This window comes from Klebsiella sp. MPUS7 (assembly GCF_009905335.1).
Lineage (GTDB): Bacteria > Pseudomonadota > Gammaproteobacteria > Enterobacterales > Enterobacteriaceae > Klebsiella > Klebsiella grimontii.
This window is the reverse complement of record NZ_CP047604.1, coordinates 3,603,494-3,626,852: the sequence shown is the minus strand read 5'-3', so window position 1 is coordinate 3,626,852 and position 23,359 is coordinate 3,603,494. Positions and strand designations below refer to the sequence as shown.

The 23,359-nt window shown below is 52.8% G+C and carries 22 protein-coding genes and 1 pseudogene; 13 read left to right on the top strand and 10 right to left on the bottom strand.

Annotated elements, in window-relative coordinates:
* Positions 1-107 precede the first annotated feature (107 nt).
* The 3 genes and pseudogenes from GUC22_RS27625 to GUC22_RS16975 form a co-directional block, all read right to left on the bottom strand.
* Positions 108-426: pseudogene (locus GUC22_RS27625) on the bottom strand (aminotransferase); the annotation flags it as partial.
* The gene (locus GUC22_RS27440; RefSeq protein WP_227673660.1) at positions 399-872 is read right to left on the bottom strand and encodes a hypothetical protein; all 474 of its coding nucleotides are present in this window, start codon (positions 870-872) and stop codon (positions 399-401) included. The pseudogene GUC22_RS27625 and the gene GUC22_RS27440, both read right to left, overlap by 28 nt.
* Positions 873-1,218: 346 nt before the next feature.
* Positions 1,219-2,118 carry a DMT family transporter gene (locus GUC22_RS16975; RefSeq protein WP_160183656.1) on the bottom strand — a complete coding sequence of 300 codons (900 nt, stop codon included), beginning with the start codon at positions 2,116-2,118 and terminating at the stop codon, positions 1,219-1,221.
* A 213-nt stretch (positions 2,119-2,331) separates the two neighbouring features.
* Here GUC22_RS16975 and GUC22_RS16970 point away from each other — a divergent pair, with 213 nt between their 5' ends.
* Complete coding sequence (locus tag GUC22_RS16970) at positions 2,332-3,423, top strand: iron-containing redox enzyme family protein (RefSeq protein ID WP_049130197.1); 1,092 nt, start codon at positions 2,332-2,334, stop codon at positions 3,421-3,423.
* Here the strand turns inward: GUC22_RS16970 and GUC22_RS16965 are convergent.
* The 5 genes from GUC22_RS16965 to GUC22_RS16945 all read right to left on the bottom strand — a co-directional run bounded on the left by GUC22_RS16965 (position 3,403) and on the right by GUC22_RS16945 (position 7,544).
* On the bottom strand, positions 3,403-3,981 hold the full coding sequence (locus GUC22_RS16965; protein ID WP_004871483.1) for a TetR/AcrR family transcriptional regulator: 579 nt from the start codon (positions 3,979-3,981) through the stop codon (positions 3,403-3,405). The two genes, GUC22_RS16970 and GUC22_RS16965, sit on opposite strands and share 21 nt — an antisense overlap.
* A 435-nt stretch (positions 3,982-4,416) precedes the next feature.
* A complete protein-coding gene (locus GUC22_RS16960) occupies positions 4,417-5,382 on the bottom strand; it encodes an aminotransferase class IV (RefSeq protein ID WP_004871480.1) in 966 nt (321 codons plus the stop codon).
* Between the two features lie 15 nt (positions 5,383-5,397).
* Complete coding sequence (locus tag GUC22_RS16955) at positions 5,398-6,177, bottom strand: amino acid ABC transporter ATP-binding protein (RefSeq protein WP_004871478.1); 780 nt, start codon at positions 6,175-6,177, stop codon at positions 5,398-5,400.
* Between the two features lie 16 nt (positions 6,178-6,193).
* Positions 6,194-6,859, bottom strand: a complete 666-nt coding sequence (locus GUC22_RS16950) for an amino acid ABC transporter permease (protein WP_131931000.1) — start codon at positions 6,857-6,859, stop codon at positions 6,194-6,196.
* A 13-nt stretch (positions 6,860-6,872) separates the two neighbouring features.
* On the bottom strand, positions 6,873-7,544 hold the full coding sequence (locus tag GUC22_RS16945) for an amino acid ABC transporter permease (protein ID WP_004871474.1): 672 nt from the start codon (positions 7,542-7,544) through the stop codon (positions 6,873-6,875).
* Between the two features lie 142 nt (positions 7,545-7,686).
* On the opposite strand from GUC22_RS16945, the gene GUC22_RS16940 reads away from it, so the two are divergent.
* Positions 7,687-9,096 carry an MmgE/PrpD family protein gene (locus GUC22_RS16940; protein ID WP_024359629.1) on the top strand — a complete coding sequence of 470 codons (1,410 nt, stop codon included), beginning with the start codon at positions 7,687-7,689 and terminating at the stop codon, positions 9,094-9,096.
* 4 nt (positions 9,097-9,100) lie between these two features.
* Here GUC22_RS16940 and GUC22_RS16935 read toward each other — a convergent pair whose 3' ends face one another.
* Together GUC22_RS16935 and GUC22_RS16930 are read right to left on the bottom strand one after the other, a co-directional pair.
* Entirely contained in the window at positions 9,101-9,925 is an 825-nt protein-coding gene (locus GUC22_RS16935) for a transporter substrate-binding domain-containing protein (RefSeq protein ID WP_160183655.1), read from the bottom strand.
* Positions 9,926-10,321: 396 nt separating this feature from the next.
* A complete protein-coding gene (locus GUC22_RS16930; protein WP_004131117.1) occupies positions 10,322-11,248 on the bottom strand; it encodes a LysR family transcriptional regulator in 927 nt (308 codons plus the stop codon).
* 158 nt (positions 11,249-11,406) lie between these two features.
* Here GUC22_RS16930 and GUC22_RS16925 point away from each other — a divergent pair, with 158 nt between their 5' ends.
* The 11 genes from GUC22_RS16925 to acnB all read left to right on the top strand — a co-directional run bounded on the left by GUC22_RS16925 (position 11,407) and on the right by acnB (position 23,312).
* Positions 11,407-12,495, top strand: coding sequence for a 4-oxalomesaconate tautomerase (locus tag GUC22_RS16925; RefSeq protein ID WP_098066730.1), 1,089 nt, complete (start codon positions 11,407-11,409; stop codon positions 12,493-12,495).
* A gap of 94 nt (positions 12,496-12,589) precedes the next feature.
* Entirely contained in the window at positions 12,590-13,828 is a 1,239-nt protein-coding gene (locus GUC22_RS16920) for an MFS transporter (protein WP_024359626.1), read from the top strand.
* 79 nt (positions 13,829-13,907) lie between these two features.
* Positions 13,908-14,771: a fumarylacetoacetate hydrolase family protein gene (locus GUC22_RS16915; protein ID WP_049130201.1), complete on the top strand. Its 864-nt coding sequence runs from the start codon at positions 13,908-13,910 to the stop codon at positions 14,769-14,771.
* A 63-nt stretch (positions 14,772-14,834) separates the two neighbouring features.
* Entirely contained in the window at positions 14,835-15,908 is a 1,074-nt protein-coding gene (citC, locus tag GUC22_RS16910) for a [citrate (pro-3S)-lyase] ligase (RefSeq protein WP_098066734.1), read from the top strand.
* Between the two features lie 24 nt (positions 15,909-15,932).
* Positions 15,933-16,223: a citrate lyase acyl carrier protein gene (gene citD / locus GUC22_RS16905; RefSeq protein ID WP_004131130.1), complete on the top strand. Its 291-nt coding sequence runs from the start codon at positions 15,933-15,935 to the stop codon at positions 16,221-16,223.
* Positions 16,223-17,098 carry a citrate (pro-3S)-lyase subunit beta gene (gene citE / locus GUC22_RS16900; RefSeq protein WP_024359623.1) on the top strand — a complete coding sequence of 292 codons (876 nt, stop codon included), beginning with the start codon at positions 16,223-16,225 and terminating at the stop codon, positions 17,096-17,098. Before citD ends, citE begins: the two co-directional genes overlap by 1 nt.
* 33 nt (positions 17,099-17,131) lie before the next feature.
* Positions 17,132-18,652 (top strand): citrate lyase subunit alpha, encoded by a 1,521-nt coding sequence (citF, locus tag GUC22_RS16895; protein WP_098363040.1) that lies wholly within the window; start codon positions 17,132-17,134, stop codon positions 18,650-18,652.
* The gene (citX, locus tag GUC22_RS16890; RefSeq protein ID WP_102650294.1) at positions 18,649-19,197 is read left to right on the top strand and encodes a citrate lyase holo-[acyl-carrier protein] synthase; all 549 of its coding nucleotides are present in this window, start codon (positions 18,649-18,651) and stop codon (positions 19,195-19,197) included. The genes citF and citX overlap by 4 nt, the downstream gene beginning before the upstream one ends.
* Positions 19,172-20,044, top strand: coding sequence for a triphosphoribosyl-dephospho-CoA synthase CitG (gene citG / locus GUC22_RS16885; RefSeq protein WP_154913298.1), 873 nt, complete (start codon positions 19,172-19,174; stop codon positions 20,042-20,044). The genes citX and citG overlap by 26 nt, the downstream gene beginning before the upstream one ends.
* Before the next feature lie 32 nt (positions 20,045-20,076).
* Positions 20,077-20,643: an RBBP9/YdeN family alpha/beta hydrolase gene (locus tag GUC22_RS16880; protein WP_024359619.1), complete on the top strand. Its 567-nt coding sequence runs from the start codon at positions 20,077-20,079 to the stop codon at positions 20,641-20,643.
* Between the two features lie 68 nt (positions 20,644-20,711).
* Positions 20,712-23,312: a bifunctional aconitate hydratase 2/2-methylisocitrate dehydratase gene (acnB, locus tag GUC22_RS16875; RefSeq protein WP_160183654.1), complete on the top strand. Its 2,601-nt coding sequence runs from the start codon at positions 20,712-20,714 to the stop codon at positions 23,310-23,312.
* Positions 23,313-23,359: the final 47 nt, after the last annotated feature.

The window sequence follows — 23,359 nt, the reverse complement described above, 5'->3', positions numbered from 1 at the left end:
GAGTATTCGGGAGCTGATTAAGGGTTTCCCATGCTCAGGCTTTTTGCCGCTTGTCTTCCGCCGGTGGTCCGTGCCGGGAGTTGATGGCGCAGCTGCCGCATTTTTACCGTCACCGCGATAAACGTCAGGGTATGAGCCCCATGCATGATTTGGTTCAGTCGCGCTTCCAGCTGCGGGAACGCGTTCTGGCGACGGAAACCTGCACGCCAAAACGCTCAATCGCGTCGATATCCGCTTTTTTCAGCGCCGGATGAGTCTCCAGCCCGAGATACGAACATGAGACAAATTCCACCATTTTTCTGCCATCGTCGAGGGTAATGACCTTGCCATCCCTTTTGGCTACCACCCGTTCATTAATATGTTCAGAGAACACCTGGCTTGATATTTTAGCGATCTATCTATTTTCCTTTTTTGCCAATTTTCCATTGCGTTACCTTCATTGTCGTGACTACCAGAAGAGATAAAATTGCCAGCGTTAACGTGCTCGTGCCGAGGGTTCTGTCAAACCCCAGGCCGGTATCCGTGAGTTTTACCGCGAAATAGCTGATGGCGCCGGCGCAGACTGTTTGGATAAAATCGGTGACTGATGCCGCAATACCAGTTTTAGTCCCTTTGATTTGCAGTGCGATAAAGTTGGCGGTCGGGTAATAGGCGCCAGGGCTGAAATTAAAAATCATCGATCCAGCGATGCATAATATGAGTGAGTGGCTATCGATAATAAATGGCGAGACCGCCAGCGCATTCATGATTAACAAAATCCAGGGATTATTTATACGCTCAAATTTTGAGAACTGATTGCCAATAATAAAAAATAAAACGGAAGCGGAAAACATCAGCGAGTAGTGCATTGTGCTCAGCCCAAGCTGCTGCATAAAAATGGCCGGCGACAGCGAGATATAGCAAAACAGCGAACTCAGGATCAGCGAAACCAGCAGCGTTCCCTGGATAAATGCCGGCGTGATAAACCCGGAGGAAGAGGGCGCCGCAGCGCTATCGCGATGCCCCAGGCGGTGCGGAGACAGCAGAAGGGTAACGACGCTAAACAGGGCCATAACGAGGAATATATGGTTCCAGCTCGAATGGCCGAGGATCGCGGCGCCGGCACGATCATATCTGTTGCCAGCGCGGAAACCGATGCGGCGAGAATAAGGTATAAGTATATCCTGAGCATGTTAAACTCTTCGGTTAATATTGATTAAAACGTGGTGTTATTATTAATTAATGTGGCGCTGTTTTTTTAGCAAGTGAACAAATAGCGATCCCGGTCAAAATTAGCAGCGTGCTCAGTAAGTGATAGAGGTGCGGCTGGGTGTGTAAAAACAGAATGCTTAATATGCCGCCAGACAGCGGAATAATATGGGTATAAATTTCCCCGCGAGTGGCGCCAATGGCCGCGATGCCTTTATTCCAGAATAAGTAAGCCAGCCACGAGGGGAAAATAACCAGGTACGCCAGTCCGGTCAGGAAAGAGATATCGTGGTAAGAAGCGAATGAGGTAGCGGGATGCCGCCACAGCCAGAAAATCACCACCGGAAGCAGAATAAGGGCGCCGAGAAGCGAACTGACGGCGACAAAGGCGTTGGCGGGGATACGACGATCTTTGTTACGTAACAGAGAGCAATATACCGCCCAGCTCAGCGCGGATCCCATTGCCCACAGATCGCCCTGGCTAAAGCCTTTTAGCCCCTCTGCACTGGTCAGGTTGCCGTGCAGAAGCAGCAGCAGGACGCCTGCGGTGCTAAACAACACCCCCCACCAGTTACGCGCCGACACCCGGTCACGGAAAATCAGCCGATTAATAATAAGCACCATGCAGGGGGTCGCAGACATGTAAATCGCTGCGTTCAGCGCCGAAGTCGACTGCAGGCCAATATAGAGAGTTAAGGGAAAACTTATCTGCCCGCACAGCGTTAAAATCAGCAGCGTTGGCGCATTTTGGCGGAACAGCAGCCGACTGTCGCGGATTTGCCGCTGATAGAGCAATACCAACAGTATCGCGGTCAACGCCCATCTCGCTTCGGTCATCAGGATCGGGTCCGCGCCCTGAACGAGAATATGCCCTACGACATAATTCCCTCCCCAAAACAGGGCCGCCAGCGTGAGTAACAGGTAAGGCATGCTGATTCCTTGCATCGCTTCGAACTGTACTAAATGGTAACTTTATTTTTTTTAATATATCAATTAAATTTTATTATTATTTTGGGTTTTTGCTATTTTTTGTTTTAAAAACAAATAATTAAAAATTTGTTACGCATGTGCAAAAAATCTGATTGCAGCATATATATCTGTACGATAACGTATCTATACCATGCATTATACAGGGATAAATCGATGCGTAAGACAGAAAATGGTTTCACCGGGAACGAACAGCATTCCGCAATGGCCAGGCTCTCTCTGGATGACATGATTGACCAGCTTCTCCACAGCAACGCGCTTTCACTAAAACTTACGGCTAATCCGCTGCTGGCCGACAGAGTCTGGTACCTGACTGAAAACACCTGCATCAAGGCTTTTACCGCCAACGACCCGCAGGCGAAAAAGCGTGCCCACGGCGCGCTGTTTAAACTGTACCAGGCTTGGCTGGCGGAGCCGCTATCGGCGGCGGCAAAAAACCAGTTCCATCCCTTGCTCTGCGGGATTAGAAACTACATCGAATCAGAATGGCTACGAGTGGAAAAAAAACGGTTCGCTTTCCCGATACCCGCGCTTAACGCCGGCAATATCGTTGAGGAACTTCGTGACCTCTGTCAGAAACACCCGGCCTCGCACCATCCTCTGTTTGATTTTCTCGCTTCTTCCGCTTCTGCTACGCAAATCGACTATTTCTTCAAAAGCGATAGCGCGCTGAATCTGCTGTTTTTCGATCTGGTGGCAATGGGGCTAGTCGGTTCTCTGCCAGAAACGCGAGCAGAGATTGCCCACAATCTCTGGGATGAAATAGGCCAGGGCAGCCAGGAGATCACGCACGTTAATCTGTATAAGGATTTACTGAAACGAAGGGATATTGCGTTGCCGGAAAACCATTTCGCCCATCTGTACGACTGGCAGGGACTCGCTGGCTACAACGCGTTTATGTTGGGCGGCGTTAACCGTCAGCATTACTACAAATCGCTTGGCGTCATGGCGATGACGGAACTGTTGGATCCGCCGCAGTACCAGAAGCTGGTGACAGGATGCCGCCGTATTGGGCTATCGGATCGCGACGTCCATTATTACTCAGAGCATATCGAGGTTGATATCGGCCACGCGGATGGATGGCTGAATAACGTTATCGTGCCGATCGGCAATAAAAACCCGGCTGCGCTGGAAGAGGTCTACTCTGGCGCAGCGCTGCGTCTTCAGACTTGCTGCGATTATTACGATTGTCTGCTGGAGGCGTTACGCACGCTCGCGGGCCGCGAATCAGAGGGTACCGCCCTCTGAATAAATAAGCGCTTTCGCCGCGCTCCAGGCCGTTATACCGGGAGGGATCTCCCGGCATTCCGATGACTCGGCCTGTTGGGCGGCAATCGCGCCATCAATCAGCATAAGCATCATCATCGCCACCCGTTCCGCAGGCTCTGGTTTTAATAGTCCGATGAGGATGTCGCGGAAAAACTGGTAGAGGCGCGATTTAAACTGTGAACATATCGTCCGGATAGCGGGAGACGAGGTCCCGTATTCAAACAGGGCGCGGGTGAACATGCAGCCGTGAAAATCCGCACAGGTGAACCAGTTATTGTAGTATTCAAAGACGGCAAACAGCTTTTCACGCCCCGTGGGTTTATCCGCGGTAATGTCCTGCAGCGCCTGCATAAAATCACACTCTTTCTGCTGTAAAATATCAAGAATGAGCGCCTCTTTATCCGGATAGTAGCGGTAGAACGTCATTTTGGAGATGCCCGCATTCTCCGAAATCCGGTCAATACTCGGCGACTGATACCCCTCTTTGTTAAACAGGGACATAGAATGGCGGATAATTTCCGCTTGTTTTGGCTTCATACTGTTTCCCGTTGAATGCAGTAATACAGGGGGGGCTCTGGTAGATAGCAGTCATCATTTGATATGGCGGGCGGGCATCGCAACGATGCAGGCGCAATGTTATCCCGATAGCCAATATCCATGCCCCTGCGGTGGGCGGCATGAGTGAACGCGTTGACCCATCAAAAACGTTCGTCGATTCTTACATCCGGCCTCGAAAAAAGCAAAAATCCTCAGACCATCTCAGTTGAGCATGAAGCAGAAATGCGCAGGCGTCGCTATTTCATGCCCCTTATGCCCTTCACGTTGCGCTCGGGACGGATAAAGAGATACCGGGGAGAAGTTAGCATCCCCCCCGAACAGGGGGTGATGTTTTTGTGATGCAAGTCATAAAATAACGCTCGGTTATTGTGATGTTATTTGCAGTCAATGGATTTGCACTTGAATCGACCCGCGCTATCTCTGCGGGTTTTTTTTCGTCCAGCGATTGTCGGCGGGCGGCGACTCCTCCTGCTGTAAATAGTCCTGATACCAGCCGCTGATGCGTTGGGTCACGGGATTTTCGTTGAGGTCGAAGCGCCTGCCGTCGAGCCTGCTTACTGGGGTAATACCTGCCAGCGTTCCGGTGACAAAAGCTTCGTCCGCAGTGAATGCTTCGGCAAGGGTAAAGGATCTTTCCTGTACGCCGAGGCCCTGCTGGCGCGCCAGTGACAAGATCGTGCGGCGGGTAATACCGTTAAAGCAGTACAGGCCGTTTGAGGTCCACAGCTCGCCCTGGCGTATGATAAAAAAGTTGGTGGAATTGCAGCTGGCGACAAAACCATGAGGGTCCAGCATCAGCGCTTCATCTGCGCCGGCATCCAGCGCCTGCAATAGCGCCTGAATCAAATTCAGGCGGCTGTGGGAATTAAGACGCAAATCGAAAACATCCGGCGCGCTGGTACGATAGGTCGAGGTGAACAGGGCAAGGCCGCGCCGTTTGGCTTGTTCATCAACAACCTTATATTCCGCCACGCAGACGATAGTGGCGCCGCCGAGGATAAAGCGCGGGTCCTGATTTGGCGTGCGCTTTTTGCCGCGGGTGATCATGAGCCGCAGATGGGCGCCGTCCGTCATACCGTTGATCTTCAGCGTGTTGTACATAATATCGGTTAGCTCCTCAGGACTATGGCCGATATTGAGCTGGATAGCGGCTGCCCCGGCAAACAGGCGATCGAGATGCGCCTGAAGGGCGATCAGCTTGCCGTTTACCAGCCGCAGCCCCTCCCAGACCCCGTCGCCGCAGACGTAGCCGGAATCGAAAACGGAAACCGTGGCGCGATCGCGATGAACGAATTCGCCGTTGACGTACACTTGCACATTGTCGTTGCGCGTATCCTGCAGGTACGCCTGACTGCTTTGACCGGAGAGAGCTAAACTCATCATGTTTCCTTGCGGTTAAAATGCCCGTTCAGCGAAACGGGAAAGGAAGGCCTGGGTGCGCGGTTGGCGCGGATGGCGCAGCACCTCTTCCGCGGTGCCCATTTCATGAATCACGCCGTTTTCGATAAAAATCACCCGATCGGCGAAATGCCAGGCAAAGCCCAGCTCATGAGTGACCAGCAGCAGCGTCCGTCCCTCATCTGCCAGTTCACGGATGGTATGCAGGACTTCCCCCACGAGTTCAGGGTCGAGGGACGAGGTGGGCTCATCGAACAATATTATCTCTGGCGTCATTGCCAGGGCGCGAGCAATCGCGACGCGCTGCTGTTGACCGCCGGACAGGCTGCCGGGCCAGGCCTGATGCTTATGGCCGAGCCCCACTTTTTCCAGCTGCGCGCGGGCAATGCGCATCGCCTCTTCGCGACGCATCTTTTTCACCGATATCAGGGCTTCGCTGACATTTTGCAGTACCGTCAGATGCGGGAAGAGATTAAATTGCTGAAACACCATCCCCACGCGCTGGCGAACATCGCTCAGCTGTTTTTCGCTATAGCGCCGCTGACCGCGGCTGTCGATTTTACCGAGGGTAACGCCGTCCAGTTCTACGGTGCCAGCGCTGGGTATTTCCATAAAGTTCAGACAGCGCAGCAGGGTGCTCTTACCCGAGCCGCTGCCGCCAATGATGGCGATTTTCTCACCGGCATAGATATCTAAATCGATGCCCTGTAACACGCTTTGCGCACCAAAGCGTTTGTGCAGGGCGCGTATCCGCATGACGACTTTTTTCTCTGACATGGCCTTTCTCATCAAATTAAGGATGTGGACGGTAGCGGCGCTCCAGTCGTGCCGCCAGGTAACTTCCGGGCCAGATCAGCACAAAATAGAGCAGGGCGACGACGGTGAAAATCTCCACCGGGCGATACCAGGTACTGCTTAGCAGCCTGCCCTGATACATCAGTTCATTAACCGTGAGAATCGAGGCCAGGGAGGTCACCTTCGCCAGTTCAATCATGCGGTTTGTCAGGGCTGGCAGCATACGGCGAAATACCTGCGGCAGGATGATGCGCCGTAGCATCACGCCCGGCGGCATGCCTAAGGCTTTTGCCCCTTCCCACTGCCCGCGTTCGATGGACTGTAGCCCGGCGCGAAAAATTTCGGTGCTGTAGGCGGCGGTGTACAGGGTTAACGCCAGCGCGGCGGCGCCAAAAGTGGAAAACTGAATGCCCACCAGCACCGGAAAGGCATAGTAGAACCAGATGAGCTGGATAAGCACCGGCGTATTGCGGAACACCTCGACAAAGGCGCTGGTAAGGGGATAAAAAAAGCGCGGCCCGCGGGCACGGACGACGCCAACGGCAAGCCCGATCAGCGTGCCGACAATTCCCGCCAGCAGCCATAGCTCCAGCGTAACGCCCAGTCCTTTCAGCAGTACCGGCAAGTTTTGCCAGACAAGGGAAAAGTCCCACTGATAATGCATGATTGTTCTCTCGTTAACGTGTGTCGGAGACGGCAAGGCGTCGTTCAAGCAGCTGGCTGCCCTGGCTGATAATCAGCAGCAGGGTGAAGTACATCACCGCGATGAGCGAATACACTTCCAGGGGCCGGTAAGTCTGACTGTTGATTTGCATCGCCTGATACAGCAGCTCGCTGTACGCCAGAGACGAAGCAAGGGCGGTGGATTTGAGCAGTTCGAAAGAACGCTCAAGGAAAGGAGGAATCATTCTGCGCAGCGCCTGAGGGAAAATAACCCGTCGGAGCGCGGTGGCGCGCGACATGCCCAACGCCTTCGCCCCTTCCCATTGTCCGGCGCCGATCGACTGGATGCCGCCGCGGTAAACTTCGGCATAAAACGCGGCCGACTGGGCGGAGAGCGCCAGTACAGCGGCAGCGAACGGCGAGAGCGTCAGCGGGCTGACGATTGGCAGAGCGTAGTAGATCCAGAAGAAGTGGACGATCGCGGGAGTATTACGATAAAAGCCGATCAGTATCAGCGCCGGCATACGGAAGAGCGTTAGCGGCGAGGCCTTCATCAACGCCAGCGCAATGCCGGCCAGCATGCCGAATAAAATACTGGTGACGCCGATCTGAATGGTACCCCACAGCCCCTCCAGCAACAGCATGCGATATGGCCAGATGGCGGCAAAATCCCATTGATACGACATAGTTCTGGAACCCCTGAAAAACGCAAAACGATGGTGATGGTTTTAGAACGACATCATCTTAGCAGTAGCGAAATGTGATAATTAAATAATAAAAACCATTGCTATTATCTCTTTTGGTTATAAATATTTACGCGAGAAAGCAATGCCAAACTTTGATTCTTTAACCGCTACGCTGGCGCGTTTTGCCGGCGAACTCACTCCGGCTGCGATACCGGCGTCGGTGAAAGCCAGGATCGCTCTGCATTTTATCGATAGCCTGGGCTGCGGCATTGCCGGCGGCGAAGACAGCGTGCTGCGTAAAAGCGCGCGGGTTATTCGGAGCCAGTACGCGACGGGCAGAAGCGTGGCGCTTGACGGTGGAACTCCGCTCTCCGCCAGCGGCGCCGCGTTCCTTAACGCCGCTGCGATAAACGCGCTGGATTATGACGATGGTTTTGAAGTCGCCGGGCGGGGGATGGGGCATCCCGGCGCCACGCTGGTGGCCGGGGCGCTGGCCGCGGTGGGCCAGGGTGGGCCGGTCAGCGGCGGGGCGTTGCTGACCTCTCTGGTGGCGGCCTGGGAAATCAACAGCCGCGTGATTATCTCTCAGCAGCCGAGTCCTGAAAGGTTTCAACAAGTGTATGGCGTGTGCCAGCACGAATCGCTGGGGGCGGCGGTGGCGTATGGTTTACTGCGCGGCTGCGATGCCGCGGGGCTGGAAAATAGCCTGGGACTGGCCGCCTCGTTAACCCCTTTGCCCACGTTGCATAAGTACAACTGGCAGGCGCGTCCACTGGTTTCGTTTAAGGATTACAATGCGCCGGCGGCAGAGGCCGGCGTACGCGCGGTGGAGCTACACCTCGCGGGAATAGTGGGGCCGCGCGCGATACTCGATGGCGAACAGGGGTTCTGGCGGATGTCAGGCTCCGACCGCTTTCAGCCAGAACGGCTGACAGAGAATCTGGCGACGCACTGGCAGCTCAGGCACGCCAGTTTCAAAGACTATCCGGTATGCCGTTGGATGCATACGGCGCTGGCGTCGTTTGAGCATCTGCTGGAGCGTATTCCGTCGGCAGAGTCGATTGAGCGGATACGCGTCTATGGGAGTTTCACCCTGGCGCGTTTTTTCGCCGACGCGCGTCCCGTCAGCAATACCGATGCGCAGTTCAGTCTGCCGCTGGCGATAGCCTGCCTGGCTTTTAAAATCGCGCGTCATCAGTGGAGCAGCGATCGGACGCGCGGCGCGGCGCCACTCCTTGCCTTTGCTGACCGGGTTGAAATTATCGCCGATGAGACCTTTGAACAGCTGATGCTGCAGCATCGCCGTCCCGCCGCGCGCGTGGAAATTGTGCTAAAGGGAAGGACGATCGCCGGAGAGCGTATCGACTTCCCGCCGGGGTGCGCAGAAAATCCGCTGCCGGAACAGCGGATCGTTGATAAATGCGTGGCCAACCTGTCATCACGCCTCAGCGCTCCGCGGGCAGCGCGGCTGATTGACGCTCTGCTGGATATGGAACGCTGCGCGGACATTGGCGCGGCAATCGCGCCGCTTCTGCCCGCGCCAGGAGATTAATCGCTCATTTCCACTCTTCTTTAATCACCGAGGGCACTTTGCTGATATCCACACCGCGTAGCTTAAGGGCGTCTTCATAAAACTGTTTGCTCTGTCCCGACTGGTAAATTTTGGCAAACTCTTCATTCAGGAAGTTGCGGAAGCGGGGATCGCTCTCTTTGCGCAGCGCGCCGCCGGTGCTGATGGCAATAATCGGTTTTGGCAGAATCAGGTTGCCTTTGTGCACTTTTGCCTGCTGCAGCGCTAGCGCCGGGTGAACGTACGAGAGGGCGTCGACGCGTCCGGCGTAGAAGGCTGCGACGCCTTCATCCATATTGGTAAAGCGCACCAGCTGCACTTTGGGTAATTTTTTGGTCAGTATCAGGTCCGGGCTGCTGCCGAGTGTGACGCCAATCTTAATATCCGGGCGATTAAGATCTTCCCAGCTCTCGGCCTTCACGCCGTCGCGGATCAGGACCCCCTGCGCATACCAGAGGAAGGGCTGGTCGGAAAAGTCGGCGGCTTTGCGGCGTTCATCGGTGGGGTCCAGCACCAGCATGGTATCAATCTGTCCGGCCTGCAGCGCGGCGACCGCATTCCCCCAGGTGGTTTCCACCGGCACCAGTTTTACGCCTAAATCTTTTGCCAGTACTTTACCTACGTTATAGCCAATGCCGTTCCACTGACCGGTGGCTGGATCTTTAAAATACCACGGTTCCCCCTGCGCGACTCCGATGCGCAGTTCGCCCGATTGCTTAATATGATCCCAGTTGGACTCTTCGGCATGGCTGAAAAAAGGCGCGGCGGCGATCGCCAGCGACAATAGCAATCTATGAATTTTTCTTGGCATATTTTTACCCTGATGAGAAAGTCATTTCTGAAAAACAACGTATTACGCGAACACGATAACGGAGTTTGTTATCAGTGCATTATTATTTTTTGGTTTAACTCATGCCTGAATGTTATTTACTGATACCTAAGCTGTTTACTTAAATCATGGCGTGTTGCACATATTATTCATAACTTAATGCGCTATTGTTCTAAGGTGTTTTATTTCCGTCGCCGAATTTAAAAATTTCGACCTGGTGGGAGTCATAGTTTGCGGGGTCGTTAAAAAATATCACTTCTGACTGGCAGGCTCATAAAAGCGCGGCAATATTAGCCCGACCAGCGTCCCGGCCTGAAATGATATCGCCGTGTCCCTTGCGCAGCGTCTGGCGATAGAGTGCGGAAGATAAAAACGCCTTTACCGGGTAAATTTCCCTATCCACGGGCTGCTTGTATCCTGTGACCAGAGTTGTAATAGCATCTCCCTGAACTTTTCCGCTGCAGGGCTAAGCGCCGTTTCTCTGCGCAGCACGAGACCGAGCGTGCGGCGAATAACCGGCTCAACGAGTGGACGGCTGACAAGAATATGATGCTCATCGGTCGGCATGGCCAGACTGGGAACCACTGCCACGCCAAGCCCTGCCTCTACCATACCCAGCGACGTCGACAGATGCCTGACTTCATAGAACCAGTTGGGCTTCCAGTCCATATTCTCCAGCGCTTGATCGATCAGCGAGCGGTTACCGCTTGAACGTCTTACGCCAATAAGCCTGAAGTTGGCCAGGTCTTCCCACAAGATCAGTGATTTCTGCGCCAGTTCGTGATCCCGTCGGCAGGCTAATACGAAAGGCTCATTGACCAGCGGCGAGAAATCGATATTGGGATGTGTGATGTTTATCATGTTTATGCCGAAATCTGCGTCACCGTTTAAGACGGCTTCAAGGCAATCGCTGGCGCTGTGCTCGAGGATTCGGATACGGATATTGGGATAGTGGTTGTTATAGTCCCTGATGACGGAGGGGAGGAAATAGAACGCTGCGGTGGGGAGACAGGACAGGGTGACGACACCGCTTTGATGGGTGGCCATTTCTTTAATACTCAGGATCGAGCTCTCATAAAAATCTATTAAATTCTTTGCCTTAGGTAAAAACTCTCTGCCTACAGCCGTGAGTTTAATGTTTCTGGTTGTCCGTTCAAATAGCGTAGCTCCCAGCTGCTCTTCAAGTTTTTTAATCCGCCGCGTTAATGCCGGTTGGGATGTGTGAAGAAAATGTGATGCTCTTGTGAAACATCCAATTTCTGCAATTTTAACAAACGCTTGTATACCTTGAAGATCGTGCAGCATGAGATTTCACTCCAGACTTTGTCGCGATGCAAACACACTACCCTAACCGCTATTTATACGCAAAACGTATTAATGGTTGGTTTTATTGGCATTAGCATTATGTATTCGTCTGTGGAATCCTGACATTGCTCTTATTAATGCGTGAAACGAGAAACATAATGTTAAAGATTCCTTGTGTACTGATGCGTGGCGGTACTTCGAAAGGCCCGGTGCTTCTGGCCAGTGATTTGCCGACAAAAATTGAAGAACGCGATGCTGTGCTGCTGGGCTTAATGGGCGCGGGTCACGAACTTGAAATTGATGGTATTGGCGGCGGCAGCCCCCAAACTAGTAAAGTCGCTATTGTTAGCCCCTCGGACAGTCCGGATGCTGATGTCGACTATTTATTTGTTCAGGTGATGGTCAACGAGCGTCGCGTCGATACCACGCCCAACTGCGGAAACATGCTCTGTGCCGTAGGGCCCTTTGCGATTGAAAAAGGCCTTGTTAAGGCGCAAAGTCCGGTGACGACAGTGCGAATTCGCAACCTGAATACCGGTACGCTGGTTGATGCGGAAGTACAAACGCCGAATTTTTATGTCAACTATGAAGGCGATACGCACATTGATGGCGTTCCCGGCTGCGCCGCGCCGATTGGCCTGACTTTCCTTAACTCCGCCGGATGCAAGACGGGAAAGCTGCTGCCAACCGGTAACGTCGTCGATGTGATTGATGATGTGGAAGTCACCTGCATCGATATGGCGATGCCGATGGTGCTGATTAGGGCTGAGCAGATGGGAAAAAGAGGGGACGAATCACCGGCCGAACTCGATGCCGATCGCGCGTTTATGAATAGGCTGGAAACGATCCGGCGTAAGGCGGGAGCGAAAATGGGGCTGGGCGATGTTGCCGATAAAGTGATCCCTAAACCGGTTCTGCTGAGTGAACCCGGCGCAGGCGGGACCATCAGAGTTCGTTATTTTATGCCTCATACCTGCCATAAATCTCTGGCTATTACGGGGTCTATCGGCATAGCAACGGCCACGATAATTGAAGGGTCGGTGGCCCATCACATTGTAGCCGTTCAGCCCAGGACGCCGTATACCAATATCATTAATATTGAACATCCAAGCGGGAAAATTTCGGTATCTTTACTCAAAGAGGGAAATGATATTGAAAAAACGCGTGCCGCAGTGATTAGAACTTCCCGTAAATTATTTGAAGGTACGGTTTGCGTCCCGGAATATGTTTTAGTGGAGGAATTATAAATATTTTATATCATTAATGCGGTGAAATACTGATGTCCTCTAGCGTGTAGTTGCTACATAACTCTGTACCTAAAAAAATAATGTCGAGGATTTTATGGCTATAACCCATACGAAAGATAATCAGCTTAATTCTGCTCCCGTCAAGGTCAGTAATTATATTCGGATCATCCTGGCCCTGGCGCTATCCGGCCTTGCAGAATTAGCCTCCCTGTTTTTTATTCAACCTTTGTTACCGGTTCTGGCTGTCGAATATGATGTGCCGGTTAGTCAGGTGAGTATCATTCTCTCTGCAGAAACGGCGCTTCTGGCTATAGGATTATTATTCACCGGGACGCTGTCCGATCATTACGGCAGAAAAAAATTAATTATCGTTTCGCTACTACTTGGCGGACTGCTGACGATGCTCTGTCCTCTGGTCGAATCATGGGCGATGCTGGTGGCTCTGCGTGCGGTTATTGGTCTGGCGCTCAGCGGTATCGCTGCTGCCGCAACTGCCTATATCAGCGAGGAGGTCGCGCCCGTGGTGGCTGGGGTGGTCACTGGATACTTCGTCTTTGGTAACTCGATGGGAGGGATGTCCGGGCGTATTGTGGCGAGCCAACTGATCGACCATATCTCAATAAACACCATTTTCTATGGTTTTGCGATCAGCCTGATTTTGGTTGCTTTGCTGGTTAACTTTTTACTCCCGTCGTCTCAGAACTTTAAGCCAACGCAAAACCTTAATGTTCTTCGCGTAGTGAAAGGCGCAGCATCTCACTTTAAAAATAAAAAACTGGCGTTAGCTTTTGTGATTAGCTTTATCATTTTTGGGGTATTTACCTCTCTCTATAACTACCTGGCTTTCTTCCTGAAAGGCGAACCGTTTCATATTTCTCCGGCGAATGCGGGCCTGCTCTCCTTTAGCTTTGCCTTAAGCTTTTTCACCGCCCCTCAGGCGGGACGACTTTCCGCAAAATACGGCAGTATGAGAGTCCTGCGTGCGCTGTTTGTGATGATGGCGCTAGGAATGTTGCTGACTTTAACCTCTAACGTCGTCACCTTTATTATTGGCGCGGTTATTTTTACCGGCTGTTTCTTTGGTTGTCACTCCATTGGTTTAAGTTGGGTAAGCAAAAATGCAACGCATGCACGTGGCCAGGCCGTCGCGCTGTATCTGTTCTTCTACTACATGGGCGGCTCAGTGATTGGTTTCGTGAACGGTTTTGTTTTCCACTCTATGGGCTGGCAGGGGATGACGGGATTCATTATTGCGCTACTGGCCGTTGGCGCGGTGGTCGCAACGTATTTGTCTTCCAGCGAAACAAAAGCCATGGTTCCGGTTGAGTCTTAAATCCTTCGTAGCGAAGTAAATTACTCACGTCATGTCTAATGGCGTGAGGAAAGAAATTCAATGTTAGTAAGGTGTCATCATGAAATTAGCAAGCTATGTTCATCATGGTCGTAAGAGTTATGGAATTTTGACGGATACAGGCATTATTGACCTGGGTAGCAAAATTGGTCATCAATATCGTACGCTGAAGGACTTACTGCAGTGGGGCGCCATTGAGATAGCCGGGCAATATGTTAATTATCCGGTCGATATTATGATGGCTGATATTACTTTTTTACCAGTTATTGAAAGCCCTGGGAAAATTTTCTGCGTCGGTATGAACTATGCGGAAAAAAGAAAAGAGTTTTCTGAAACGAACGATGCGCCGACCCTTTTCGTTCGTTTCCCTGACTCGCAAACCGGTCATGCAACGCCGATATTAAAACCCGCGCTATCTAATGAATTTGATTATGAAGGCGAGCTAGCCGTTATTATAGGCAAACCGGGTATGAATATCGATACCGACGCTGCCCTGAGCCATGTTGCCGGCTATAGCTGCTATATGGATGGTTCGGTGCGCGACTGGCAGCATGCCTGGTTTACCGCAGGGAAAAACTGGCGGCAGACCGGCGCATTTGGTCCCTGCCTGACAACCGTTGATGAAATACCTGACCCCCACCGCTTGTCTATTCAAACCTATTTGAACGGCATCATGGTTCAGAATGATTCGACGAGCAATATGATCCATAAAGTCGCCGATCTGATTAGCTATATCAGTACTTTTACTGCGCTCAGCGCCGGCGATGTCATTATTACCGGCTCCCCAGGCGGCGTCGGTAAAAAAAGAACCCCCCCTCTCTTTATGCATCAAGGCGATCGGGTCGAGGTGGTTATTGAAAATATTGGCCATCTCATGAATACGATTGTCGAATCAAAACCGCAGCACGAAATGCAGATGTCGTAGTCTCCGCGGGCTCGGGCAAGATTATTTTTTGACGCCCATTAAGGTATGGGCAGGAGAAACAAGATGTACACCGACCAAACGCTAGAATTCGAGAGAGTGGAAACTAGCAACGGTACCTTCAGAGAAGAAATTATTCTCTTTCTGAAGAACAATGGATTAGGTATCGACGGCGACATTGAGCAATTTGTTGTCGCGCGCTGCCAGCGGCAGCTGGTTGCCTGCGCCGGGCTTGCGGGGAATACGTTAAAATGCATTGCGGTTGCCAGAGAGTGGCGCGGGACGGCGTTAGGCCTGAAAATCATTCATGAAGCGGAGCTGCTGGCTGTTCAGAACGGCGAACATCAGCTTTTTCTCCTGACGTGTCCGGATAATGTTCGGTCGTTCCAGGGATGCGGATTTTATCCTTTGGTCACCCTCGATAACAGGGCGACGCTGATGGAGAATTCGCCGGTTGGCATCCATCGCTACTGCCGCCAACTGCGGGGCCAGCATTTGGTGACGGCCGGAAATATCGGCGGGATTGTGATGAATGCAAATCCCTTTACGTTAGGGCACCAGTATCTGATTGAGCAGGCTGCAAAAGCTTGCGACTGGCTGCATGTCTTTGTCGTTGAGGAAGATCTGTCCACGTTTTCCTTTCGGCAACGGTTTGCCATGGTTCAGGAGGGGTCACGGCATTTGCCTAATATTACGGTCCATCCTGGCTCAAAATATATTATTTCTCGAGGAACATTCCCCGGTTACTTTCTCAAAGAAAAACAAATTATTAACGAGGTGTATGCCGCAATAGATTTGCTTATGTTCCGCCGTTACATTGCACCGGCTTTAAATATTAATCAGCGCTTTGTTGGTACTGAACCCTTCTGTAAGGTGACCGCGCAATATAATGACGCAATGCATCACTGGCTGGAGGATGAGATGACAATACCTGCCGCCAGTATCAAGGTGAATGAGATTCAGCGGATGACCGATATGAATAATCTTCCCATCTCCGCCTCTGCGGTCAGGAAATTGTTAAATCACGAAGATATGCACACCGTTAAATGTATGGTGCCTGCAACTACGATGCCTTATTTATATAAATGGTTATCAACGAATCAATCAAAGCAGCCCGATTTGGATATGGTCGATGCTTAATAAATAATTGTTCAGGATATTTATATGAAAATATTACATGCGGCAATCGCCGGGACGCTCGAATCCAGCGACCTGGTTGTCAAAGTCAGCCCCTACGATGATGGGCTCGATATAACTATCAACAGTGAAGTGTACAAACAATTTGGTGAACAGATTACGGCAGTGGTCAATGAAACACTTTCCATATTAAACGTTACGCAGGGCCAGATTATTGTGGAGGATAAGGGCGCGCTGGACTGTGTTATCCGCGCCAGAATGCAGGCGGCGATTTTACGGGGAACGGCCAGCAACGAAATTGCGTGGGAAAAATTATGATGAAAAAATTACGTCGCAGCATGCTTTTTTTACCGGGTTCAAGCGCCGCTATGCTTTCAACCGCCTTTATTTATAAACCCGATTCAATCATGTTTGACCTGGAAGATGCGGTCTCGTTGAAAGAGAAAGACAGCGCGCGGCTGCTGGTGTTCCATGCGTTACAGCATCCTATGTATAAAGATATTGAAACCGTTGTCAGGATTAACCCGCTGAATACGCCGTTTGGCTTAAAAGACCTCGAAGCGGCGGTGCGCGCCGGCGTCGATGTTATCCGTTTACCCAAAACCGATACGCCGGAAGATATTTATCAGCTTGAGCGTGAAATTGTGCGTATTGAAGAGAGCTGCGGCCGTCCGGTGGGCTCTACGCAGCTCATGGCGGCGATTGAATCGGCGGTGGGCGTCATTAATGCCGTCGCTATCGCCAGGGCATCTCAACGCCTGATGGGAATTGCGCTGGCGGCGTTTGATTACGTCATGGATATGCAAACGGAACGCGGCGACGGTACGGAGTTGTTTTACGCGCGCTGCGCGGTATTACATGCGGCCCGTGGGGCAGGCATTGATGCGTTTGACGTGGTCTATGCCGATATTAATGACGAAGCCGGCTTTTTGAAAGAAGTGGATTTGATTAAGCGTATGGGCTTTAACGGTAAGTCGCTTATTAATCCACGGCAGATTGAGATCTTACATAATGCCTATGCCCCCACTCAGGAAGAGGTTGATTACGCCGAGCGTGTAATTGCCGCGGCCGAAGAAGGGGAGCGTAGCGGACTTGGGGTGATTTCACTGAACGGCAAAATGATTGACGCGCCGATCATCAACCATGCCCGGGTGGTTATTGAACGCAAAAATGCCTCCGGCATCCGTCAATAATCTCCATTCAGTCACCAGCAACAGGATTTAACTATGAATCAATTAACCGAAGCCCTTCATAATATATCCGGCGCCCAGCACCAATATGAGGTATTTTCCGGCGCAAATACCCATACGCCCTATCTCGCGGATACCCGGCAAAAATATCAGCGCAAACTTTTCGACACGCTGGATGAAGTTTTATCGCGCTGCGATTTACGCGATGGGATGACCGTTTCATTTCATCACGCCTTCCGCGAGGGTGATCAAGTGATTAACTACGTTATGGCCAGGCTGGCGGAAAAAGGCCTGCGAGGGCTGACGCTGGCGTCAAGTTCCCTGATGACCTGCAACACGCCGCTGATCGAGCATATTAAACACGGCGTTATTAGCAAAATCTATACCTCCGGGATGCGCGGTGAATTAGCGGATGCGATTTCACACGGTCTGATGGAGGAGCCGGTACAGATCCACTCGCACGGCGGCAGGGTCAATCTGATTGAGAAGGGTGAAATTAATATTGATGTCGCATTCCTGGCGGTCTCCTGCTGCGATGAATATGGCAATGCCAGCGGCAGCGGCGGTAAATCCCGGTGCGGCTCACTTGGCTACGCGATGGTCGATGCAAAATATGCCCGAAAGGTGGTTTTGCTGACGGAAAGCATTGAACCGTTTCCGTACATGCCGGCCAGCATTATTCAGGATCAGGTTGATTATATTGTCAAAATCGACAGCGTAGGCGACCCGGCGAAAATCAGCGTTGGCGCCGCGCGCGTGACCAGCAATCCGCGAGAGCTGATGATCGCGCGGTCTGCTGCGGACGTCATTGAGCATTCCGGTTATTTTCGCGATGGCTTTTCCCTGCAAACGGGATCGGGCGCGGCGTCCACCGCCTGTACGCGATTCCTGGAATCCCGCATGAGGAAACACAATATCGTCGCCAGCTTTGCCTTAGGCGGCATTACCGGCAGCATTGTCGATCTGCATGAAAAGGGGCTGATTACTAAGCTGCTGGATACACAAAGTTTTGATGGCGCGGCGGGAGAGTCGCTGGCGAAAAATCCGCACCACGTTGAAATTTCGACCAGCGTTTACGCCAACCCGGCGGCGAAAGCCGCCTGCTGCGACCGCGTGGATATCGTCATCTTAAGCGCGCTGGAAATTGATACGGATTTTAACGTCAACGTTCTGACCGGCTCCGACGGTGTGATGCGCGGCGCATCGGGCGGACATTGCGATGTCGCTGCGGCGGCAAATTTAACTATCGTGGTCGCGCCCCTGATCCGCAGCCGCATTCCCACCGTCGTCAGGCGCGTCACGACCCGCGTAACGCCGGGAGAGAGCATTGACGTGCTCGTCACCGACCACGGCATTGCCGTGAATCCTGCCCGCCCGGAAGTCAAAGAGAGGCTGACGGCGGCCGGTTTGCCGGTTGTTGATATCGAGGCGCTTTATCAGACATCGCTGGTGATTTCTGGCGAACCGAAACCGATTGAGTTTACCTCGCGCATTGTCGGCGTCGTGCGTTATCGCGATGGCAGCGTCATTGACGTTGTAAGGCAGGTGAAAGAATGATCGACGAAACGACAAACGCTTCCTGCGCCACTCTCACCCTTGAGGAGGTCCTCAGAGCCAGAGAAGCGCGCGCGAGTGTACAACAGGCGTGGCTGCGCCGCTTCGAACAACCGATGGTATCCACCACGCTTGTCTGGCCCGGAGAGGTAAAAGATACGCCGCTTGCCCGGCAGGTTATGGCGGAGGCGACGGACGCGTTGAGCCAGCTGTTGCTGAAACATCGCTGGGGCGTTTCCAGACACGACGTTCGTTTTCAGCCTACCGGGCCCGAAGCGTTCTGGTCCGTAGCGGCGCCTGCCTGGATGATTAAGCACGTGACGGCGCATCTTGAAGATCATCATCCTCTCGGGCGTCTGTGGGATATCGATGTCTTTTGTCCCACATCCGGATTAATTAAGCGCAGCGCGATCCGACAGCCGATGCGCAGATGCTTCATTTGCAATGAGGCTGCCCACGTCTGTTCCCGTATGCGCCGCCATTCTCAGAATGAACTTGCGCAAGTGATTGAGGATTTAGCCTATGACTACTTTCGCGGTGAACGTTGAACGGGCTGAGCAACGTGAAAGCATTGCCTGGCTGGCTGCCGAGGCGATGTATCGGGAAGTGAGATTAACGCCAAAGCCCGGGCTGGTTGATGGCGAGAACAATGGCGCGCATCGTGATATGAACATCGCCCTGTTTATGGCCAGTATTCGCGCCGTCTCGCCCTGGTTTCCGCGCTTTTTTGCGCAGGGAAAGGCGACGGCGGATTTGCCTGCCCCGCAGACGCTATTGGCGATAAGGCCCACAGGACTGGCCTGCGAACAGGCGATGTTTAACGCCACGGGGGGAGTAAACACCCACAAAGGCGGCATTTTTTCCCTCGGCCTGCTGTGCGCCGCCGCTGGGCGCCTTGTTAAGCGCAACCAGATGCTTAGCCAGCGCAATCTGTGCGAGGAAACCCGCGCGATGTGCGCGGGCCTGGTTAGCCAGGAACTGAAAAGAAAGGGCCTCGCGAAAACCAAAGGCGAGCATATTTTTCAGCGCTTTGGGCTTAGCGGCGCGCGGGGTGAGGCTGAGAACGGCTTTTATACCGTCAGGCAGTTCGGGCTGCCGCAGTGGCAGAAAGCGCGGCGGGAGGGGTTATCTGAGCAGGATGCGCTGCTCAGGATGCTGCTGGCCCTGATGGCCTTCAACCCCGATACCAATGTGGTGTCCCGGGGCGGGCTGAGTGGCCTGCAGTATGTGCAGCGCTATGCGCAACGCGTTCTGAAGATAGAACACCTGGCGGGTGAAAAGCTCAGAAAAGCGCTGAGACACATGGATAAGGCGTTGATTGACAGAAATATTAGCCCTGGCGGCAGCGCGGATCTCCTTGCCGTTGGCTGGGTACTTTCCCATTACCCGGCCTGACGGGCGGTACTGAACGTGGAGAGGAAGGCTTTATGACTACCCAACGTCTGGAACAGCTCAGCGAGAAGTTGACGATTATTCTGGTACCGGGCCTGCGAGACAGCGATGAGCATCACTGGCAAAGCTGTTGGAGTCGTCGTTTTCCTTTTTGGAAGCGGATAAGCCAGCGGAACTGGCTGGAGCCGGATATCGATGCCTGGGTATCCGCTATCCGTCGGGAGCTGGCTATCTGTCAGCGGCCGGCCGTGCTGGTCGGCCACAGCTTTGGGGCGCTCGCCGCATGTCGCCTCATTCAGACGCAAAAGGTGAACATCGCGGGTATCGTCATGGTTGCGCCTGCGGAGCCATCGCTCTTCGAACTGGACGAGGCGGTAATTCCCGAGATGCTGCGGGTGCCCAGCCTCCTGTTTGCCAGCCGAAACGATCCGTTAATGACCTTTAAGCGAGCGCAGTACTGGGCGCAATGCTGGGGAGGGCGGTTAATCGATCTGGGTGACGCCGGGCATATTAATGCTGAGTCCGGATTCGGGGAGTGGAATTATGGTCTGGAGCAGTTAGCAGAATTTTGTGAAGGCTTACCGCAATTTATTAAAACTTAATTTTACCAACCGAATATCGCTATTACATAAACAACCTTCAGATAAATAACATCTGAAACGGAGAGCATATGTTAGAAGCTTATAATAAGCATGTGGACGAACGTGCTGAAAAAAATATTCCACCGAAGCCGTTAACCGCTGAGCAAACGCAAGAATTAATTACATTACTGACCAGCAAGACCTGCGATGATAAACATGCCCTTGTACAGCTGTTAGCGCATCGCGTGCCGCCGGGCGTCGATCCGGCGGCGAAGATTAAAGCCGATTTTCTTTATCAGCAGATCAAAGAAGAAAACCCGGCGAGTATTATTGCGCCTCAGCAGGCTATTGAACTGCTGGGCACCATGCAGGGCGGTTATAATGTTCAACCGCTCATTCACTTACTGGACGATCCCCGCTGGGCCAGCAGCGCAGCGGAACAATTAAGCGCCACGCTGCTTATTTTTGAAAAATTTAAGGATGTGGAAGAAAAGGCGAAACAAGGAAATGCCTGGGCGCAAAAAGTGATTCAGTCATGGGCCGACGCCGAATGGTTTTTACGTCGCCCGGCGCTGCCGGAGAAGATCACGCTGAAAGTATTTAAAGTGACGGGGGAAACCAATACTGATGATTTGTCCCCTGCGCCCGAGGCATGGTCACGTCCGGATATTCCTCTGCATGCCTTGTCCATGTTGTGTCATCCGCGCGACGGCGTCAGCCCGGATGAACCGGGAAGCCGCGGGCCGATACGACAGCTAGAGCAGTTAAAGAAAGAGGGCTACCCGCTGGTCTACGTCGGCGATGTCGTCGGCACCGGCTCTTCGCGAAAATCGGCTACTAACTCTATTTTATGGCACCTTGGCAACGATATTCCATGGGTGCCGAATAAACGAAACGGCGGCTTTGTTTTTGGCGGCAATATTGCGCCCATCTTTTTTAATACCCTGGAAGATTCCGGCGCGCTGCCCCTTGAAATGGATGTTTCCGCGCTATCCACGGGAATGCTGATTGATCTCTATCCGTATCGCGGGGAGATTTGCGAAACCCACAGCCAGCGTCCTGTTACCTCATTTTCCCTGAAAACGGACGTTCTGCTGGATGAAGTGCGCGCCGGAGGGCGCATTCCGCTGATTATTGGCCGCAGCCTGACGGCCAGAGCGCGGCAATCACTGAACCTTGCGCCCTCCGACGTTTTCCGCAGGCCGAAGGCGCCGGCACCCTCCGCCGCCGGCTTTACGCTGGCGCAGAAAATAGTGGGGAGAGCCTGCGGCGTTGCCGGAATCCGACCAGGACAGTACTGCGAGCCGCGAGTCACCACCGTCGGTTCGCAGGATACCACCGGAGGAATGACGCGCGATGAGCTTACCGATCTGGCCTGCCTGAGTTTTTCCGCTGATTTGGTTATGCAGTCTTTCTGCCATACCTCGGCCTATCCCAAGCCGGTTGATGTGAAGCTGCATGAAACGCTGCCTGAATTTATCAGCCGCCGGAACGGCGTGGCGCTGAAGCCGGGTGATGGCATTATCCACTCCTGGCTTAACCGTATGCTAATTCCTGATACTGTAGGGACCGGGGCGGATTCGCACACCCGTTTCCCGCTTGGCATCTCTTTCCCCGGGGGCTCCGGGCTGGTGGCCTTTGCTGCGGCAACGGGCATTATGCCGCTGGATATGCCGGAGTCCGTACTGGTCCGTTTTACGGGAGAGATGCAGCCGGGGATAACCCTGCGCGATCTGGTTCACGCCATTCCGCTCTATGCCCGTAAGCAGGGATTACTGACGGTGGAGAAAAAAAATAAGATCAATATCTTCTCCGGTCGTATCCTGGAAATCGAAGGGCTCGGGATGCTGAAAGCGGAGCAGGCCTTTGAACTGGCCGACGCCTCGGCCGAACGCTCCGCAGCGGCGTGCGTGCTGCGTCTGGAAGAAGATAACGTGGCGGAATACCTGCGCTCCAATGCCACATTGCTACGCTGGATGATTAATCAGGGTTATGAAAATGCCGACACGCTGGCGCGGCGAATTGCGGAAATTGAGGCGTGGCTGGCGAATCCGTCGCTGCTGGTGGCCGATGAGAACGCCGAATATGCCGCGGTGATTGAGATCGATCTCACGGAAATTACCGAACCTATCGTCTGTGCGCCGAACGATCCGGATGACGCCCGGCTGCTGTCGGAAGTCGCGCGTACGCCGATAGATGAAGTCTTTATTGGCTCCTGCATGACGAATATTGGCCATTTCCGCGCCGCCGGTAAAATTATTGCCGATGCCCGCGAGATACCCGTACGGCTGTGGCTGGCTCCGCCGACGAAAATGGATGCGCGTCAGCTTGCCAGTGAAGGCTACTTTAATCAGTTTATAAAAACGGGCGCCAGAATCGAACCCGCCGGCTGTTCGCTGTGTATGGGGAACCAGGCGCGGGTACGTCAGGGCAGTTCCGTTGTTTCAACATCGACTCGTAACTTTCCGAATCGTCTGGGCACCGATGCGAACGTTTTTTTAGCGTCGGCAGAGCTGAGCGCCGTGACGGCGATGATAGGGAAAATGCCGACCGTTGAACAATATTTCTGGCACATGGATAAAATCAAAGCAACAAGGGACGATATTTATCGTTACCTGAACTTCGATCGGTTGCCAGAGTATCAGTCAACGAATGATGAAAAAAATATTATTAAAACATTCGCTGGCTAATTCTTTACTGCATTAAGCAATAACGGTGAATAGCTCACTTATTCAGC

Bases quoted from the DNA above. Each gene is read 5' to 3' on its own strand.
- GUC22_RS16880 (WP_024359619.1), top strand. From the start codon at position 20,077: ATGACTACCCAACGTCTGGAACAGCTCAGCGAGAAGTTGACGATTATT.
- citC (WP_098066734.1), top strand. From the start codon at position 14,835: ATGTACACCGACCAAACGCTAGAATTCGAGAGAGTGGAAACTAGCAAC.
- GUC22_RS16915 (WP_049130201.1), top strand. From the start codon at position 13,908: ATGAAATTAGCAAGCTATGTTCATCATGGTCGTAAGAGTTATGGAATT.
- citX (WP_102650294.1), top strand. From the start codon at position 18,649: ATGATCGACGAAACGACAAACGCTTCCTGCGCCACTCTCACCCTTGAG.
- GUC22_RS27440 (WP_227673660.1), bottom strand. From the start codon at position 872: ATGCAGCAGCTTGGGCTGAGCACAATGCACTACTCGCTGATGTTTTCC.
- citG (WP_154913298.1), top strand. From the start codon at position 19,172: ATGACTACTTTCGCGGTGAACGTTGAACGGGCTGAGCAACGTGAAAGC.
- GUC22_RS16960 (WP_004871480.1), bottom strand. From the start codon at position 5,382: ATGAGTTTAGCTCTCTCCGGTCAAAGCAGTCAGGCGTACCTGCAGGAT.
- acnB (WP_160183654.1), top strand. From the start codon at position 20,712: ATGTTAGAAGCTTATAATAAGCATGTGGACGAACGTGCTGAAAAAAAT.
- citE (WP_024359623.1), top strand. From the start codon at position 16,223: ATGAAAAAATTACGTCGCAGCATGCTTTTTTTACCGGGTTCAAGCGCC.
- GUC22_RS16970 (WP_049130197.1), top strand. From the start codon at position 2,332: ATGCGTAAGACAGAAAATGGTTTCACCGGGAACGAACAGCATTCCGCA.
- GUC22_RS16950 (WP_131931000.1), bottom strand. From the start codon at position 6,859: ATGCATTATCAGTGGGACTTTTCCCTTGTCTGGCAAAACTTGCCGGTA.
- citF (WP_098363040.1), top strand. From the start codon at position 17,132: ATGAATCAATTAACCGAAGCCCTTCATAATATATCCGGCGCCCAGCAC.
- GUC22_RS16935 (WP_160183655.1), bottom strand. From the start codon at position 9,925: ATGCCAAGAAAAATTCATAGATTGCTATTGTCGCTGGCGATCGCCGCC.
- GUC22_RS16945 (WP_004871474.1), bottom strand. From the start codon at position 7,544: ATGTCGTATCAATGGGATTTTGCCGCCATCTGGCCATATCGCATGCTG.
- GUC22_RS16940 (WP_024359629.1), top strand. From the start codon at position 7,687: ATGCCAAACTTTGATTCTTTAACCGCTACGCTGGCGCGTTTTGCCGGC.
- GUC22_RS16920 (WP_024359626.1), top strand. From the start codon at position 12,590: ATGGCTATAACCCATACGAAAGATAATCAGCTTAATTCTGCTCCCGTC.
- citD (WP_004131130.1), top strand. From the start codon at position 15,933: ATGAAAATATTACATGCGGCAATCGCCGGGACGCTCGAATCCAGCGAC.
- GUC22_RS16965 (WP_004871483.1), bottom strand. From the start codon at position 3,981: ATGAAGCCAAAACAAGCGGAAATTATCCGCCATTCTATGTCCCTGTTT.
- GUC22_RS16930 (WP_004131117.1), bottom strand. From the start codon at position 11,248: ATGCTGCACGATCTTCAAGGTATACAAGCGTTTGTTAAAATTGCAGAA.
- GUC22_RS16925 (WP_098066730.1), top strand. From the start codon at position 11,407: ATGTTAAAGATTCCTTGTGTACTGATGCGTGGCGGTACTTCGAAAGGC.
- GUC22_RS16955 (WP_004871478.1), bottom strand. From the start codon at position 6,177: ATGTCAGAGAAAAAAGTCGTCATGCGGATACGCGCCCTGCACAAACGC.
- GUC22_RS16975 (WP_160183656.1), bottom strand. From the start codon at position 2,118: ATGCCTTACCTGTTACTCACGCTGGCGGCCCTGTTTTGGGGAGGGAAT.